The organism is Binatus sp. (SeqCode) (genome assembly GCF_049584895.1).
Lineage (GTDB): Bacteria > Desulfobacterota > Binatia > Binatales > Binataceae > Binatus.
The window spans coordinates 1-15,205 of record NZ_JBAUYR010000019.1; the positions used below are offsets into that span (position 1 = coordinate 1).

The window sequence follows — 15,205 nt, forward strand, 5'->3', positions numbered from 1 at the left end:
CCAGATAGCGCGATTCATGGACGGCCGGGCCGACGTGAAGGCTCATGGCCCTCGCGACATGCCAGTTTGGGGATGGGAGATGTGGCAGAATCCCGAGGGCAGCGGAAACCCCAATCAAGTGAGTGATAGCGTCGCCCATATAATCCATTACCTTCAGTCAATTCAAATTGTGGGTTCCCACGCCTCGCGCGAAGGAACGCATTCGTATGTGAAATTCTCAAGTGACAAGAAGTAAGCCGGCGTTCGGGGAATTCGGGAAAGACTTCAGAATAAATCATGCCTTCAGACGAAAAGGATCGCTTCGGAGATAAACTTCGAGAGGTGGGGCGGGCACGCGAGGACCAGTGGGCCGCCCAAAGAGATCGTGAACTTCTGGCCAAGCTGCGCCACAAGGCCGAGGAACGAGCCGCAACTCAGCGCCGGAGGGTTAAGAAAATATTCAGGTCCGTCCTGTGCCCAATTGACTTCAAACGAGGGTCCCTCAAGGCGTTGGATCTCGCGGCGCAGTTAGCCTCTGAAATTGGTACGGAGCTCTATCTGTTGCATGTCTGTCCGACACTCACGATTCCAACGGGCGGCCGGGCTAAGGCCGAAAAGGCCGCCCGGCAGAAACTCGAAGCGATTGCAGTGCAACGTCTCGACGATATTCACCCCCAGCTCCTGGTTACGACGGGCGACGCGGCTGAACGAGTCATCAGTATTCAATCGGGACTCGGCTGCGACCTCATTGTGATGGGCACGCACGGGCGAAGGGGCGTTGCGCACTTGCTACTGGGAAGCGTCGCCTCACAGGTAGTCAGGGGAGCGGCGTGTCCGGTACTCACCGTCCGCTAGGAGTGACTGCTACCTTACCCTGCGCGTGCGGGCTCGGCAGCATGAATCAACTCCCAGACAATTCGAAAGCTCAAACCGAGAATGGCCAGGGAACCGTCACGCGCGTTCGAGGATCGGTCGTCGACGTCGAGTTCGCCGACGGACCTTTGCCGGCAATCAATGACGCAATGATGATCGATCTGGACGGACGGGCCGCCTTGATCGCCGAAATCCAGGAGCATCTCGATCTTCGCACCGTCCGTGCCGTCGCGATGGAGAATACATCGGGCCTGCGCCGGGGCGCGATCGCGCACCGTGGCGGACCCATCAGTGTTCCGGTGGGGGAAAAGGTGCTCGGGCGTCTTATCAATGCGGTCGGTGCTCCGATCGATCGACTCGGGCCAATCGACACGAGCGCACCCCGCTGGCCGATTCATCGCAGCTCGCCCACGATCAGTCACCAGGATCACAAGCGCGAGATCTTTCGTACCGGCATCAAAGTAGCCGACCTGCTTGCTCCGCTCGCGCGCGGTGGTAAGGCCGGCATGTTCGGCGGCGCGGGCGTCGGCAAGACTGTTCTCATCATGGAACTGATTCGAAGCACAGTCGAAAAGTATTCGGGCATCTCCGTGTTCGCGGGCATCGGCGAGCGATCTCGCGAAGGCCACGAGCTGCTCGCCGAGCTTCGGCAATCGGGCGTGCTGAGCCGCACTGCGCTCGTCTTCGGACAGATGAACGAACCGCCGGGCGCGCGTTGGCGCGTTGGCATGACCGCGCTGACCATCGCCGAATATTTTCGCGACGTGATGAGAAGCGACGTGCTGCTCCTGATGGACAACGTGTTTCGTTTCGTGCAGGCAGGCTCAGAAGTGTCGGGGATGCTAGGGCGCTTGCCCTCGCGGGTCGGCTACCAGCCGACGCTTGCGACTGAGATAGCCGAACTCGAAGAGCGAATCGCCTCGGTGGCAGGCGTATCGGTCACCGCGATCCAGGCGGTCTACGTGCCCGCCGATGATTTCACCGACCCGGCGGTGGTCGAAACATTTCGCCATCTGGACTCGTCGGTTGTTCTCTCGCGCGATATGGCGGCGGAAGGACTGTATCCAGCTATCGATCCGCTGGCGTCAACCTCGGTCCTGCTCGATCCGCTAATCGTCGGCGAAGAGCATTATGCGGTCGCCGAGGAAGTGCGCCGAACGATCGCACGCTACAAGGAACTCCAGGAGATCATCGCGTTGCTCGGCGTCGAGGAACTGAGCGCGGAGGACCGGCGCATCGTGGCCCGCGCCCGCCGCCTCGAGCGTTTCCTCACGCAGCCCTTTCTCGTCACTGAGCAATTCACCGGGATTGCGGGAAAATCGGTTACTATCGCGGACACCATCCAGGGCTGCCGCGCGATTCTTGCCGGTGAAGGCGACGGATGGGCTGAGAGCTCATTTTACATGGTCGGAACTTTCGAGGATGCTCGGCGGAAGGAGATCGCTGCAAGCAAGGCACGGCAATGACTCGGTGAGGCTGATAGTCACAACACCCACTTCGATCGCGGTCGATGAAGATTCGGTTCGCCACGTTCGCGCCGAGGATCAAAGCGGCGCCTTTGGTATCGAACCGGGCCATGCGGATTTTCTCACCACGCTTTCAATCTGCGTCGTGAGATGGCGCAACGGCGGCGGCGAGCATTACGTCGCCGTGCGGGGAGGGGTGCTGCGCGTCCGAGAGGGCAAGTTCGTGGAGATAGCTACCCGCGAAGCGGTCGTAAGCGACGACCTCGGCCATTTGCGGGGCGAAATTCTCACCAAGATGGCGCATAACTTCGAGGCCGAACGCTCGGCCCGTTCGGGAGCACTCGGCTTGGAGCAGGCCGCAATTCGGCAAATCTATCGCTACCTGCGCCCGGCTGATCAACCGCTCAAGAGTGAACCACTAAAGTGACCGCACGCGAGTTATCGTGGCAACCGATCAAGAGCATGATCACGAGTTGAGGGCCGACGAACGCGAAATGGAAAAAGCCGTTGAGCGGGCGCATAGCCTGCGCGAGCGCTGGTTGAGGACCGGGGAATGGCCGATGGGCCGCGCGCTCGCGATGATGGGGCGGTTCGGATGGACGATCGTCGCACCGATTCTGGTCGGCGCGTTCGTTGGACGCTGGCTCGATCGCACGTTCGATAGCGGCGTGTTCTGGAGCGCGGCGCTGGTCTTTCTTGGCGCCGCATTGGGCTACTGGGCAGTTTGGAAGAGGATGAGCAGCGAATGATCGAAGTAATCGTTTCGCGCATCGTGCCTTATGCTGTAATCGGCGCCTCGATCGGCGTGGCTTATTTTGCCGCGCTCGGATGGAACGTCCGTCTCTACGCTGACAATGGAGCGGGACCGAGCTCGTTGCTGCTCCATCTCGCGCGCATTGTCGTCGCGGTCGCAGCATTCACGCTCTGTGCCAAGCAAGGCGCCATGCCGTTACTCGCGTGCTTTGCGGGATTCCTTGCAATACGGACGATTTCAGTCAATCGCAATCGGCTCGCGCTGGCGAAGAATTTATGAACCATTCGCCGCTTGAGAGTGTGATCCTCTTTCACATCGGCATCATCCCGATCAGCCGCACGGTCGTAACCACTTGGGGATTGATGGCGGCGATGACGGTTGCAAGCTGGATCGTGACGCGGAAGTTCCGCGTTGACGCCGGCGGATGGCAAGCGATGATCGAAACCGTTGTGCTCGGAATCGAAGAGCAGATCGCTGCGCTGCTGAATCGCGACGCCGCCCCATTTCTGCCGATGCTCGGAACCCTGTTTATCTTTCTTGTGGTCGCTAATCTTTGCGGGATCGTCCCCGGAGTCAGCGCGCCGACCGCGTCGATCGAAACGCCGGCCGCGCTGGCCGCGATAGTTTTTCTTTCCGTGCACTACTACGGCGTGCGCATTCAAGGTCTGGGTGCTTACCTGAGAGGTTATCTGCGGCCGAATCCAATCATGTTGCCGTTCAACATCCTGTCTGAATTGACGCGATCGTTTTCGCTCGCGATGCGCTTATTCGGAAATATCATGAGCGGGGAGCTGATCGTCGCGATCGTGCTCGCGCTGGCAGGTTTGCTGGTGCCAATTCCATTCATGGCATTCGGAATTCTGGTCGGCCTAGTGCAGGCCTACATATTCAGCGTCCTGGCCGCGGTCTATATCGGCGGGGGCATTGGTGCAATCGAGAAATGATGGAGGACGAAAGTAGATGACGGTTCAAATGCTCAGCATAATCGGCGCGGTGGTTGCGGTCGCCGTCGGCTCGATCTCGCCGGCACTCGCCGAAGGCCGCGCAATCACGGCCGCGATGGAAGGTATCGCGCGGCAGCCCGAGGCCGCCGGCTCATTGTCGCGCACCCTGTTTGTTGGTCTGGCCATGATTGAAACGATGGCAATCTACTGCCTGGTGGTCGCCTTGCTGCTGCTTTTTGCCAATCCTTTCGCGCGATGAAATTCAGTTGGTGGACTTTCGCGCTGCAGGCGATCAATTTTCTCATCCTGATCTGGCTGCTGAGGCGCTTTCTCTTCAAGCCGGTCACCGCGATCGTCGCCAGGCGCAAGGAGGAGATTGCGCGTGGCATGACGGAAGCGGCGGCTGAAAAACAAAAGGCACTCGACATGCAGCGCGACGTTCAGGCGCAACGGGCGGGAATCGAGGCTGAGCGCCAGAAGGCGATTGAAGAACAGCGCGCGCAATTGGCCGCCGAACGTAAGAAGCTGATCGATGAGGCTCACGCCGATGCGGAGAAGATCCGGACTCAGGCCGCGGCACAGCTCAATGAAGAACGCACCGCTGCCACGCAAGAATTGTTTTCCCAGACGATCGATCTCGCAGTGAAGCTCGCCGAACGGCTGCTGCGCGAACTGACCTTTCCTTCGATCGAGCACGCATTCATGACCCGCGTGCTGGATTATCTGGACCGTCTCCCGCCGCCGGAGAGGACCGCGCTCGTTTCCCATCTCGACCAGACTCCGATGGTGGTCACCACGGCTCATCCGCTCGACGCCCGAGAAGAGGCCGAATGGCGCGAGCAGCTCGCGAAGCGAATCGGACGCGCGGCAGGAATAACCTTCAACATCGATCCGGCGCTTATCGCAGGCGCCGAGATCGCTTTGCCGAGCGCAATTCTTCGTTTCAACTGGCGCGACGCGCTGACCGTTGCTGCCAAGGCGATCAATCGCAATGAGCACCCTGGCTGAATCAGTAAAGAATCGTCTGAGCACGGCGAGCGAACTGCTCGGTCAGCTAAAGGCTGAGCCGCGCCTCGACTTGATCGGCCGAGTCGAACGAGTTGGAGATAATGTTGCCAGCGTACGCGGGCTGCCCGAAACGCGGCTTGGCGAACTGCTGCTGTTCGAACGATCGGATGGCGGAGAGCCGGTCGTCGGAATCGTCCTGACACTCGACCCCGATTTGATCGGATGCGCCATGCTCGGCGACGACAGCGGAATCAGGGCGGGTAACCTGGTGCGTGGGACTGGTTCCGTCGCAAGCGTGCCGGTGGGCGACCAGTTGCTCGGCCGAACCGTGAACGCACTCGGCGTTCCGGTGGATGGAGGTCCGGAAATCGAAGCGGCCGGAGTTGAGCCGGTCGAGCGGCCGGCGCCGGCGATTGTCGATCGCGATTTCGTAGACACTCCACTCAATACCGGCCTGCTGGTCATCGATGCGATGCTGCCGCTGGGCCGTGGCCAGCGCGAACTGATCATCAGCGATCGCGAGACTGGGAAGACCGCCATCGCGATCGACACGATGATCAATCAGCGCGACACCGGCGTGGTTTGCGTGTACTGCGCCGTCGGACAGAAGACCTCGTCAGTTAGCCAGGTGATCGATGCGGTCAAGCGGTACGGCGCGCCGGAGCGATGCATCTTCGTATTTGCGCCTTCGGATGATCCGCCCGGCATCCAATGGCTGGCGCCGTATGCTGCATGCACGATGGCTGAGTATTTCTCTGAACGTGGCGGCGATGCGCTGCTGATCATCGACGATCTGAGCAAGCACGCGGTGATCTATCGGCAGCTGTCGCTGCTGCTCAGAAATCCGCCGGGACGCGAAGCCTACCCCGGCGACATCTTCTATATCCATTCGCGGCTGCTCGAACGCGCAGCCAAGCTCAATCGGGAGCGCGGCGGCGGGTCGCTGACTGCATTGCCACTGGCCGCGACCGAGGAAGGCAATCTGTCGGGGTATATTCCAACCAACCTGATCTCGATCACCGACGGACAGATCGTGCTCGAGCCGCGACTGTTTCACGAAGGACAAAAGCCCGCCGTCAATGTCGGCAAGAGCGTGTCCCGGGTTGGGGGCAAGACGCAGTCGCATGCGATGCGCCGGCTGGCAGAAAATCTCCGCCTCGAATACACGCAGTTCCTCGAACTGGAAATCTTTACGCGCTTTGGCGGGATGGTGGATGAGCGCACGCGCCAAATAATCGAGCACGGGCGCCGAATCCGCGCAGTCCTCACGCAGCCGCAATTCGCACCGCTGTCAGTCGCCCATCAGGTGGCATTGCTGGTGGCAATCGACGAGCGCTTGCTCGATCGGCTTCCGCTCGACAAGGTCAGCGAGCTCCAGTCGAAGCTCGGCGACTGGCTGAACCAGCATGCGGCGGAACCTATGCGTCGAATCAACTCGGACGGAGAGTTGGAACCGGATACACGCGCTGCGATCGTAACGGCCATCGGCGCGCTGGTGGAACGGTTGAATCAGCCCGACGCCACTGCGGTCAAGCGATAACTCGATGGCGCAAGAACGCGAGACCGCTACCCGAATCACTTCGCTCAACGAGCTGCGCGAGATTGTTGCCGCGATTCGGGCGATGGCCGCCTCGCAGATGCAGCAAGCGCTCAGGTCGCTCGAAGCGATCCGCGATTACTCCCAGCAGATTCGCGAGGCCTTGTCCGAGGCGGCAACGTTGCTACCGCCTGATGTCGCGATCGAAGTCACGGAGCGACCAAACAAATCGGGACTGGTCATCTTCTGCGCGGAACACGGACTGTGCGGAGGCTTCAACGAGCATCTACTGCGGGAAGCTGAACGTGCGAGATCGGCCAGCGTCGGCAGGCTCGCACTAATTGTAGTCGGAACCCGTGGCGCCCAGATCTTTCGCGAGCGCGGATTGAGTCCGGACCTGATATTGCCGATGGCGACGCACTGTACAGGAGTCACCGGCGCCGCACGCCGGGTCGCGGCGGAACTCTATCGGATGTTCAGCGAGGGCCATATCGCAGGCGTCGAGGTCGTGTATGCGCAGCACGCCGGAGCGCAGCTCCCGAGCGTCGAGCGGCATCGCATCCTGCCGCTTGAAGTGCCAGTGGTGCAAAAGTCTTCGACCCAGTTGCCGCCAATCATCAACCTTCGGCCGCAGCGCCTCTTCGATGACATAGTGGACGAGTATTTTTTTGCGACGCTCGAGAATGCCGCGATGCAATCATTCTTCAGCGAGAACTCGACCCGCTTTCGCACGATGGAAGCCGCTCATCAGAATATCCGGAACAAATCCAGCGAGCTCACAAAACTGATGCAGCGCCTCCGTCAGGATTCCGTGACCACTGAAATCCTCGACCTGATAAGCGGTTCCGAGGCGCTGGCATCGAGCTGAAACTCAATGTTCATGTGTCCAAATGCACCATCGAGCAATCTCGATGACGCCTTAGGTAACAGTCGTCTCCCCTCCAATCAGGGATTCATCAGTGGCACGGGTGATGCTCGTTAAAGGGTCGAGTTCGCTTTTTGCGGAGGGACGGCGATGCAAGTCGAACAGATCATGAATCGTGACGTTAAAATCTGCGGCCCACGCGACCCGCTCAATAAAGCGGCGCAAATAATGTGGGACACTCCTTGCGGTGCGGTTCCAGTGGTCAACGACCAAGGGAGACCCGTCGGCTTTCTGACCGACCGTGACGTTTGCATGGCCGCGTACACCCAGAACAAGCCCCTGACGGATTTGCCGGTCGAAGGAGCCATGGCCCGAACGCCGGTGTGTTGCGGAGCTGAAGACGACCTCGATTCAGCGGCTCAGCTGATGCGGCAGCACCGAACGCGGCGCGTTCCGGTAGTCAACCGGAACGGTATCCTGGTTGGTCTGCTCACGCTCGACGATCTTGCCTGCGAGGCGGCGCGACCCTTGCGCGGTGGGAAAAATGACAAGCTGAGAGAGTTGGTGCTCGAAGTGCACTTGTCGATCAATCGCGGACGCGTCCGCCTCCATCCCGCTGTTTAAGGTAATCTATCGCAATGAAAGCGTTCGTCATGAAGAAGTTGGATGCTGTCGGGTTCATGGACAAGCCTATCCCGAAGCCGGGACCGAACGACGCAGTTATCAAGACTACAAGGGCATTGATCTGTACTTCGGACTCGCACACCGTCCATGGAGCTATCGGACCTCGCCAAAACCTAACTCTGGGCCATGAGGCCGTTGGCGTGGTTCATGAAGTCGGTACGGAAGTCAGGTTGTTCAAGCCTGGCGACCGCGTGGTCGTGGGCGCGATCACTCCCGATTGGGGCGACCTCGCGTCTCAAGCTGGTCATTCCTCGCAGTCAGGCGGAGCGCTTGCGGGTTGGAAGTTCGCCAACGTCAAGGACGGTGTCTTCGCCGAGTATTTTCACGTCAATGAGGCCGACGCAAACATGGCCCTGATTCCGCCCGACGTCCCAGATGAGATGGCAGTGTACTGTTGCGACATGATGTCGACCGGATTCATGGCAGCTGAGAATGCCGAAATTCCGATTGGAGGAACCGTAGCAGTGTTCGCGCTGGGCCCTGTTGGCTTGATGGCTGTCGCGGGTGCGAGGTTGCGCGGCGCAGGCCTTGTGATCGGCGTCGACTCCGTACCCGAACGACAAGATCTGGCACGTGCCTATGGCGCCGACGCGATTGTCGATCACACTAAAGAAGACGCGGTTGCTAGAATCATGGAACTGACGAATGGAGTAGGCGTGGATTCCGCAATCGAGGCTTTGGGGAGCGAGCTGACTCTCCAGAACGCCATCAAGGTGACCAAACCCGGCGGCACGATCTCCAACGCTGGCTACCACGGCAAGGGCGACTACGTCTCAATTCCGCGCTTGGATTGGGGCGTGGGCATGGCGGAAAAAACCATCCGCACCGGTCTTTGCACAGGCGGACGATTACGTATGGAGCGCCTTATTCGCCTGCTTCAAACGGGGCGGGTCGATCCGACCAGGATGACGACCCATACTTTTGAGTTTCGTGCTCTCGATAAAGCATTCGAGCTGATGGACAAGAAACTCGATGGCGTCATGAAACCACTGATTGTCTTCTGATCGTGAGAAGCGCCTAGCGGAACCACAGAACGTGGGAGTCTTCCAAAGGAATGCTTGCGCCGGGATGGCACCCTATGACTCGGGGGGTGTAATCGCTGGCCGGGCGCGATGACGCAACGTCGGTGCTGTAGGTGAATGCCTTCGCGGAACCGGGCAGCGGATTTCCCTGAGTCATTTGGCACGGCATCGACCTGCCATCCGGAGATTCTGTGTAGAGTTCCACGCGCACCTGCTCGGGCGTTAAATCGCCGAGATAGACCTGGACGTGAAAATGATGCGTTCCGTCGGCCGTCGTGATTTGGAGATCACCGAATCGCACATTTGCCCAATGCTGTGAGAGACCTGTCTTCCAGGCAAGTAGGGACTGAGCGGATGCGCCGTGGTCGCGGGCACGCTCACGGTAAGCCGTCGCCGCGGCGACGTAGTAGCTGTCGGTGTACTCACGTATGGCGCGATTGGCTGAGAACTGCGGCGTCAGGCGAACCATGCTCTCGCGCATCGTCGACACCCATCGAGTTGGAATTCCTAGATGATCGCGGTCATAAAAAGCGGGAACGACCTGCTGCTCGAGAATTTTGTACAGCGCGTCGGCTTCAGCCGCATCCCAAGCGGAGTCTTCGTCGTGCTCGTTCCCATCTCCAAGCGCCCATCCGACCTCTGGTGAATAGGCTTCGGCCCACCATCCGTCGAGTTCCGAGAGGTTGAGCCCGCCGTTGACGAGTACTTTCATCCCACTGGTTCCACTAGCTTCCCATGGACGGCGCGGAGTGTTGAGCCACAGGTCCGCGCCCTGGACAAGCCGCTCAGCGAGCAAAAGATCGTAGTCGCTGAGAAAGACGGCGTGACGTCGCACCTCGGGATGCTGAACAAATTGCACCCACTCCTGCACCATCGCCCGACCCGGTTTGTCATCTGGATGGGCCTTGCCGGCGATTACCAATTGAACCGGCCGATCGGGGTTGGTGAGAATGCGGACAAGCCGCTCCCGATCATGAAGGAGCTGATTAGGACGCTTGTACGACGTGAATCGGCGCGCAAATCCGAGGGTCAAAGTATTCGGGTCGAATACGGACTGCGCGATCGTTGGATCGTCGCCACGTGCGGCCAGCTCCGTAGCAAGTCGTTCGCGCACGTATCCAACTAGCTCAAGGCGGTTAGTCGCGCGAAGTTCCCAAAGAGCGGCGTCGGCGACGGACCGTATATCGCTTCCAACGGTTTCCAGTGTGCCCCGCCATCGCTCGGGGCCGCATGCTGTTGTCCACAAAGAGTCCGCCGCCGCTGAGTCCCAGCTCGGGGTGTGTACGCCGTTGGTGACATGGCCGATTGGCACCTGGGGCTGAGGCCAGCGCGGAAACAGGCACTGGAAGATACGGCGGCTCACGACTGCGTGCAGGCGGCTCACCCCGTTGATCGCGCCGCAGCCGCGCACCGCCAGGTATGCCATGCTGAACCGTTCATCTTGATCGTCGGGATGCTCGCGGCCCAATGCGAGCAGGCGGGAAAGATCGATGTGCAGTTGTTCGCGCGCGTATGGCGATAGGTACTTGCCAATCAGGTTCGGCTCAAATCGATCGAATCCAGCCGCTACCGGAGTGTGAGTCGTGAACAAGTTGCCTACGCGGGTCGCGGCAAGAGCGACGTCGAATGCCACATCGTTCTCCGCTATGAAGCTACGTGCACGTTCGAGCACGACGAACGCTGCATGCCCTTCATTTAGATGGCAGACCTCAGGCTTGATGCCGAGACTCTGAAGCAGGCGCCAACCGCCGATCCCAAGCACCAATTCCTGTTCCAGACGCAACTCCGGTCCGCCGCCGTAGAGTTCGCTCGTTACACCGCGATAAGCCGGTTCGTTCGCAGGGTCATTGCTGTCCAGCAGATACAGCTTCACCCGACCCACCCGTACTTCCCAGGCGCGGAGCCACACCTTGTGCCCGGGCAACTGGATGCTAAGTCGGATCCATTCGCCGTCCGCTTTACGAACTGGCGTTACCGGCAGTTGTCCCGGATCGTTGTATGGATTCAGCACACGCTGGCTGCCGTCCGCTTCGATGATCTGGCGGAAATATCCTTGCTGATAAAGAAGCCCCACTCCCACGATCGGCACGGCGAGGTCGCTGCCGGCTTTCAGAAAGTCCCCCGCGACGTTCCCCAGACCACCGGAATAGATTGGAAGCGCCTCGCTCAGAGCGTACTCCATGCTGAAGAACGCGACGCAGGTGAGCGGCGATTTCGGGTATGCGTGCTGAAACCAGGCCGGGCGTTTCAAAGAGTCGCGCTGACTGCGCAGCAAATCGCTGACTTCCGTGCGGAATTTCGGCTCCGCGTTCAGCTCCTCGATTCTTGTTCGCGACGCTGTCTGCAGAACCAGCCAGGGATTGTGTGTGAGTGCCCAAAGCTCCGGGTCAATTTTGCTCCAAACTGAATGGGTCGTATGGTCCCAGCAGTTCCGGAGGTCTAGCGCTAGCTCGGCCAGATTCTCGGGGAGCTCCGGATAGGGCTCAGCAATATAACCTCGCTTCGGCAAATTTCGCGCTCCTCTGAGATTCCACTCGCAGGTGGATCAAATCCGCGCTAAAAGAATGAGCAAGAAGGTCGATCGGCGTCCACCATCTACCTGCTCCAACGACTACTCGGCGTGCTCAGCCTGTGTAAGTGCCTGTAGCACGTCGTCCGTGGTTATCACGCCGACGAGCTTGCCGTCTTCCACTACCGGCAGCGCTCCAATCTTGCGCTCGCGCAGCAAGCGGGCAGCCTCTCGAATATGAGTGGACGGCGTTACAGTTATCAAAGGCTCGCTCATAGCCTTGAACGCCTCGGTTTGATCCAGAAAATTGCTGTACTGGCGGATATCGCGGTCGGTCACAATTCCCACCGGCGCGCCGTCACCCAATATCGGGACACATCGAAAGCCACCCGCGTGCATCTTAGCCGCGACTGTGGAGAGCTTCTCGTGCGGAGTCGCGGTGACCGGGTTTTTCGTCATCCAAGTTGCCACCAGATCGTTTTGAGTCGGAGTGCCGCGCACAACAAGAACGGGGCAGGTGGATTCGCGCAGGACGAGTTCGGCGATGCTGCCAAGGAAGAAGCGCTTGAAACCACGACGCCCGTGCGTGGCCATGACCACCACGTCAGCGGAGATCTTCTTCTCAGCGTTTAAGATAGTACCTGCCGGCTCACCAGTATGGAGCAAGAGTTCGTACTTGAGTCCGGACAGCTGCTTGTTCGCAATTTCGAGCAGCTTGGTCTTGGCGATTTCTTCCTGGTCTTTGTAGAGATCCACATAAACCGGCATTCCAGTCGCCGGGATTATCAGCGGAACTACGTGCAATACGAAGACGGTGCCGTTGTTTTCTCGAGCAAGCCGTGCTGCGGTGTCGAGGGCTCTCATCGAGTTATCGTCGAAGTCCAACGGGCAAAGAATCCTGCTGAATTGATGAGCCATAAATTTGCTCCTTTGGGTTCCGGCAGATCGCCGTAGTCGCTCCAATAGCCAATGGCGTGCCATAGCGCCGGATCAGGGTCTTCGTGGATCGCAGCGGCAAATCTGCATCCGATCGCTACACCACAGATATCCGGTGGCGCCGAACGGAGTAGCACCCACCAGCAAAGTTCCCGCGCGGCTCACACGGAATCTGTGGCAAGCCAATTGCACTTCTTAAACGACCAATAGCGCGTGGAGGCAAGCGATGCAGATTATCAACCTGATGACTCCGGATCCGATCACGATCGACCAGTACGACATGCTGTCGAAGGCGAAGTGCCTCATGGACGAGGGCGGCTTCAGGCGTCTGCCTGTGCTGGATGAAGGGCGACTCGTAGGCATCGTGACTGAACGTGACCTCCGCGAATACACCGGTTACCTGGAATCGACACGAGTGACGGCCGCGATGCGCACTCCGCTCATCACAGTTACGCCACACAACACGGTCGAAGACGCGGCCTGTTTGATGCTGAAGCACAAGATCGGCGGAATACCAGTTGTCGCCGAAGGAAAGCTGGTCGGCATCGTCACCAGCAGCGACCTGCTGAATGCGTTTCTGAACGTGGTCAGGGCGACCAACGAGATCATTCAGAGATGAGACCGCTGCGCGAAGAGATCAATTAAGCCCGAATTTAAGGACGCAAATATGTTCTTACGGGAGTGCATGACGAAAAGCCTGCATTTCTCCGTAATCACCTCACAGAATAACCCAGTTGCCGCGCACCGAAATGAAGTTCTTCGCGAAATTTTGGATGAGCTATCCCGATTAGTGCTTCCGCTCTTTGCGCGGTCGATTTGCCGGTCAGGCAAGTGACCCCATACTCCGTTACGACATACTGCGTATCGGTTCTTGGATCGGTGGTCGGTCCTCCGATCTTCGGGACGATTCGGGAGATGCTGGCATTAGCGGCGGTCGAGTAGGCGGCGAGAATCGATTTGCCGCCCTTCGATAGCTGTGCTCCGCGCACGAAATCCAACTGGCCGCCGGGCGCGCTGTACTGCTTGCCCATGATCGCTTCGGAATTCACTTCGCCATCGAGTCCGACCTCGAGAAACGCGCTTATCGAGATCACAAGATAGTTCTGTCCTATGATGCTCGGGTCATTCACGTAGTCGACGGGCCGGGCCTCCATGCTCGAGTTGTCGTTCAGAAATTCGTAGAACGGTTCGTCGCCCGCCGCCAGCGTGTATACGTTCTTGTACCGATTCACATTCTTGTACCTGTTGGTGCCGATGGATCCTTACCCGTTCCTTGAGAAGGATAGAGAGGGGCAACTTATAAGGCTTGCGCGGCAACGGATTCCAGCTTCAGTGCGCTACGAAACACTTGTCCTGACCGGCGATCCGGCAGAGCGAGTGCTCGAGACGGCGCGCGCGCTCGATGCCGACTTGATCGTGATAGGTACGCACGGCCGCAAGGCCTTGAGTCACTTGATCCTGGGCAGTGTCGCCGAGAAGGTCGTAAGAGAGTCGCAGATACCCGTTTTGACCGCACATACAAAGACCGGCGAGCGAAAGACCGTCTGAATTACTCAGCGGCCTTGGGATGAATTGTCAGCACTGGAACCGGCGATTCGCGAACGACGCGCTCCGCGACACTTCCGAGCAGGAAGTGCTTTACGCCGGTGCGACCGTGCGTGCCCATCACGATCAGGTCGATTTTATGTTCGGCAGCTAGTTTGAGAATTTCATGCGCCGCGTTCCCGCTGGCAACGAACACCTCGTGTGAAACTCCGCCTAGCCTTTCCTCCGCAATTGCCTCTAATCGGCGGCGGGTTTCTTCTTCAAACTCAGGATTAGGGAAGATCGGGACCGGCGGCAACGCGGTCGCCGCGGGGGGCGGAATGGCGACCACACTCAGTAGGCAAACCGTAGCGGAGTTCTGCTGCGCTAACCGGCAGGCGAGCGCAAGCGCGTCCATCGAGTCACGCTCGAAGTCGATTGGGCACAGTATTCTAAAGAAAACCGGCTCCATCTTTTTAACTTGCGCTCATCCGCGTTGCCATAGTAGCAGACTCCGCTACGCTGCCCATTCCAGCCCTCAGGCCGCCTTCTTCTGACCCTCCGGCTTTTTTTCCTCGACCTGGATCTTGACTGAGGCTGGCGCCGCCGCCTTGGGTAACGGGGCGCTGAGTTCGAGCATGCCGTCGCGATGCACCGCTTTCAAATCGTCTGCCTTAATTCCCTCCGGCAGGCTGATCGACCGTTCGAACGAGCCGTACCGGATTTCACGACGGTACACGGAAGCCTTGTCCGATTCGCGCTTTTCCTCTCGCGTTCCTTTCACCGTCAGGATGCCGTTGACAACCTGCACATCGATGTTCTTGGCATTCACTCCGGGCAGATCCACACGCACGACGAACTTATCTCCGTCGATCGACGACTCGATTGCTGGCCGACTAGACGCCGCAGGCCACGCCTTGAACTCGCCTCGGTCAAAACCGAAGTGTTCGAGCAGATCGTCAAACTCATGCCGCAGCCGCTCAAGGTCTGTTGATGGACTCCATTTCTCAAGAAAACCCATTGTTCTTTCCTCCTGACAGATTTTTTCAGTTTCCAAGAGAGGCAGCATCAGCCGTGCCAAGCAGTGGAGCGAGCAGGCTAGTC

At 59.1% G+C, this 15,205-nt stretch carries 19 protein-coding genes and 1 pseudogene; 15 read left to right on the plus strand and 5 right to left on the minus strand.

What is annotated here, in order from left to right:
- The 13 genes and pseudogenes from WB650_RS03465 to WB650_RS03525 form a co-directional block, all read left to right on the plus strand.
- A pseudogene (locus WB650_RS03465) lies at positions 1 to 235 on the plus strand (hypothetical protein); the annotation flags it as partial.
- Positions 236 to 276: 41 nt separating this feature from the next.
- Positions 277 to 834, plus strand: coding sequence for a universal stress protein (locus tag WB650_RS03470; RefSeq protein ID WP_423959427.1), 558 nt, complete (start codon positions 277 to 279; stop codon positions 832 to 834).
- Between the two features lie 41 nt (positions 835 to 875).
- Positions 876 to 2,318 (plus strand): F0F1 ATP synthase subunit beta, encoded by a 1,443-nt coding sequence (atpD, locus tag WB650_RS03475; RefSeq protein ID WP_422306806.1) that lies wholly within the window; start codon positions 876 to 878, stop codon positions 2,316 to 2,318.
- 4 nt (positions 2,319 to 2,322) lie between these two features.
- Positions 2,323 to 2,745, plus strand: coding sequence for a F0F1 ATP synthase subunit epsilon (locus WB650_RS03480; protein WP_422306808.1), 423 nt, complete (start codon positions 2,323 to 2,325; stop codon positions 2,743 to 2,745).
- Between the two features lie 16 nt (positions 2,746 to 2,761).
- On the plus strand, positions 2,762 to 3,067 hold the full coding sequence (locus WB650_RS03485) for an AtpZ/AtpI family protein (protein WP_422306810.1): 306 nt from the start codon (positions 2,762 to 2,764) through the stop codon (positions 3,065 to 3,067).
- A complete protein-coding gene (locus WB650_RS03490; RefSeq protein WP_422306812.1) occupies positions 3,064 to 3,351 on the plus strand; it encodes an ATP synthase subunit I in 288 nt (95 codons plus the stop codon). Before WB650_RS03485 ends, WB650_RS03490 begins: the two co-directional genes overlap by 4 nt.
- A complete protein-coding gene (locus WB650_RS03495; RefSeq protein ID WP_422306814.1) occupies positions 3,348 to 4,016 on the plus strand; it encodes a F0F1 ATP synthase subunit A in 669 nt (222 codons plus the stop codon). The genes WB650_RS03490 and WB650_RS03495 overlap by 4 nt, the downstream gene beginning before the upstream one ends.
- A gap of 16 nt (positions 4,017 to 4,032) precedes the next feature.
- Positions 4,033 to 4,275 (plus strand): F0F1 ATP synthase subunit C, encoded by a 243-nt coding sequence (locus WB650_RS03500; RefSeq protein ID WP_422306816.1) that lies wholly within the window; start codon positions 4,033 to 4,035, stop codon positions 4,273 to 4,275.
- The gene (gene atpF, locus WB650_RS03505) at positions 4,272 to 5,024 is read left to right on the plus strand and encodes a F0F1 ATP synthase subunit B (protein WP_422306818.1); all 753 of its coding nucleotides are present in this window, start codon (positions 4,272 to 4,274) and stop codon (positions 5,022 to 5,024) included. Before WB650_RS03500 ends, atpF begins: the two co-directional genes overlap by 4 nt.
- On the plus strand, positions 5,008 to 6,564 hold the full coding sequence (locus tag WB650_RS03510) for a F0F1 ATP synthase subunit alpha (protein WP_423959431.1): 1,557 nt from the start codon (positions 5,008 to 5,010) through the stop codon (positions 6,562 to 6,564). The genes atpF and WB650_RS03510 overlap by 17 nt, the downstream gene beginning before the upstream one ends.
- Before the next feature lie 4 nt (positions 6,565 to 6,568).
- Complete coding sequence (locus tag WB650_RS03515) at positions 6,569 to 7,429, plus strand: F0F1 ATP synthase subunit gamma (protein ID WP_422306822.1); 861 nt, start codon at positions 6,569 to 6,571, stop codon at positions 7,427 to 7,429.
- Between the two features lie 147 nt (positions 7,430 to 7,576).
- Positions 7,577 to 8,050 carry a CBS domain-containing protein gene (locus WB650_RS03520; protein WP_423959433.1) on the plus strand — a complete coding sequence of 158 codons (474 nt, stop codon included), beginning with the start codon at positions 7,577 to 7,579 and terminating at the stop codon, positions 8,048 to 8,050.
- A 14-nt stretch (positions 8,051 to 8,064) separates the two neighbouring features.
- Positions 8,065 to 9,114 (plus strand): NAD(P)-dependent alcohol dehydrogenase, encoded by a 1,050-nt coding sequence (locus WB650_RS03525; protein ID WP_423959434.1) that lies wholly within the window; start codon positions 8,065 to 8,067, stop codon positions 9,112 to 9,114.
- Between the two features lie 13 nt (positions 9,115 to 9,127).
- Here the strand turns inward: WB650_RS03525 and glgP are convergent, their stop codons facing one another.
- Together glgP and WB650_RS03535 are read right to left on the minus strand one after the other, a co-directional pair.
- On the minus strand, positions 9,128 to 11,641 hold the full coding sequence (glgP, locus tag WB650_RS03530) for an alpha-glucan family phosphorylase (RefSeq protein ID WP_423959436.1): 2,514 nt from the start codon (positions 11,639 to 11,641) through the stop codon (positions 9,128 to 9,130).
- A 102-nt stretch (positions 11,642 to 11,743) separates the two neighbouring features.
- The gene (locus WB650_RS03535) at positions 11,744 to 12,559 is read right to left on the minus strand and encodes a universal stress protein (protein WP_423959437.1); all 816 of its coding nucleotides are present in this window, start codon (positions 12,557 to 12,559) and stop codon (positions 11,744 to 11,746) included.
- Between the two features lie 244 nt (positions 12,560 to 12,803).
- Between WB650_RS03535 and WB650_RS03540 the strand changes: the two genes are divergently transcribed.
- Entirely contained in the window at positions 12,804 to 13,196 is a 393-nt protein-coding gene (locus WB650_RS03540) for a CBS domain-containing protein (RefSeq protein WP_422304359.1), read from the plus strand.
- A 94-nt stretch (positions 13,197 to 13,290) separates the two neighbouring features.
- On the opposite strand, the gene WB650_RS03545 is transcribed toward WB650_RS03540, so the two are convergent.
- A complete protein-coding gene (locus WB650_RS03545; RefSeq protein WP_423959440.1) occupies positions 13,291 to 13,809 on the minus strand; it encodes an acetyl-CoA hydrolase/transferase C-terminal domain-containing protein in 519 nt (172 codons plus the stop codon).
- A 22-nt stretch (positions 13,810 to 13,831) separates the two neighbouring features.
- On the opposite strand from WB650_RS03545, the gene WB650_RS03550 reads away from it, so the two are divergent.
- Positions 13,832 to 14,125 carry a universal stress protein gene (locus WB650_RS03550; RefSeq protein ID WP_422304362.1) on the plus strand — a complete coding sequence of 98 codons (294 nt, stop codon included), beginning with the start codon at positions 13,832 to 13,834 and terminating at the stop codon, positions 14,123 to 14,125.
- 1 nt (position 14,126) lies between these two features.
- On the opposite strand, the gene WB650_RS03555 is transcribed toward WB650_RS03550, so the two are convergent.
- On the minus strand, positions 14,127 to 14,573 hold the full coding sequence (locus tag WB650_RS03555; RefSeq protein WP_422304357.1) for a universal stress protein: 447 nt from the start codon (positions 14,571 to 14,573) through the stop codon (positions 14,127 to 14,129).
- A 66-nt stretch (positions 14,574 to 14,639) separates the two neighbouring features.
- Complete coding sequence (locus tag WB650_RS03560; RefSeq protein ID WP_423959442.1) at positions 14,640 to 15,122, minus strand: Hsp20/alpha crystallin family protein; 483 nt, start codon at positions 15,120 to 15,122, stop codon at positions 14,640 to 14,642.
- Positions 15,123 to 15,205: the final 83 nt, after the last annotated feature.

Excerpts from the sequence above, each read along its gene's own strand:
- WB650_RS03490 (WP_422306812.1), top strand. The coding sequence starts at position 3,064 with ATGATCGAAGTAATCGTTTCGCGCATCGTGCCTTATGCTGTAATCGGC.
- WB650_RS03550 (WP_422304362.1), top strand. The coding sequence starts at position 13,832 with ATGGATCCTTACCCGTTCCTTGAGAAGGATAGAGAGGGGCAACTTATA.
- WB650_RS03540 (WP_422304359.1), top strand. The coding sequence starts at position 12,804 with ATGCAGATTATCAACCTGATGACTCCGGATCCGATCACGATCGACCAG.
- WB650_RS03560 (WP_423959442.1), bottom strand. The coding sequence starts at position 15,122 with ATGGGTTTTCTTGAGAAATGGAGTCCATCAACAGACCTTGAGCGGCTG.
- WB650_RS03495 (WP_422306814.1), top strand. The coding sequence starts at position 3,348 with ATGAACCATTCGCCGCTTGAGAGTGTGATCCTCTTTCACATCGGCATC.
- WB650_RS03510 (WP_423959431.1), top strand. The coding sequence starts at position 5,008 with ATGAGCACCCTGGCTGAATCAGTAAAGAATCGTCTGAGCACGGCGAGC.
- atpF (WP_422306818.1), top strand. The coding sequence starts at position 4,272 with ATGAAATTCAGTTGGTGGACTTTCGCGCTGCAGGCGATCAATTTTCTC.
- WB650_RS03525 (WP_423959434.1), top strand. The coding sequence starts at position 8,065 with ATGAAAGCGTTCGTCATGAAGAAGTTGGATGCTGTCGGGTTCATGGAC.
- WB650_RS03520 (WP_423959433.1), top strand. The coding sequence starts at position 7,577 with ATGCAAGTCGAACAGATCATGAATCGTGACGTTAAAATCTGCGGCCCA.
- WB650_RS03535 (WP_423959437.1), bottom strand. The coding sequence starts at position 12,559 with ATGGCTCATCAATTCAGCAGGATTCTTTGCCCGTTGGACTTCGACGAT.
- WB650_RS03515 (WP_422306822.1), top strand. The coding sequence starts at position 6,569 with ATGGCGCAAGAACGCGAGACCGCTACCCGAATCACTTCGCTCAACGAG.
- WB650_RS03500 (WP_422306816.1), top strand. The coding sequence starts at position 4,033 with ATGACGGTTCAAATGCTCAGCATAATCGGCGCGGTGGTTGCGGTCGCC.
- WB650_RS03470 (WP_423959427.1), top strand. The coding sequence starts at position 277 with ATGCCTTCAGACGAAAAGGATCGCTTCGGAGATAAACTTCGAGAGGTG.
- WB650_RS03555 (WP_422304357.1), bottom strand. The coding sequence starts at position 14,573 with ATGGAGCCGGTTTTCTTTAGAATACTGTGCCCAATCGACTTCGAGCGT.
- atpD (WP_422306806.1), top strand. The coding sequence starts at position 876 with ATGAATCAACTCCCAGACAATTCGAAAGCTCAAACCGAGAATGGCCAG.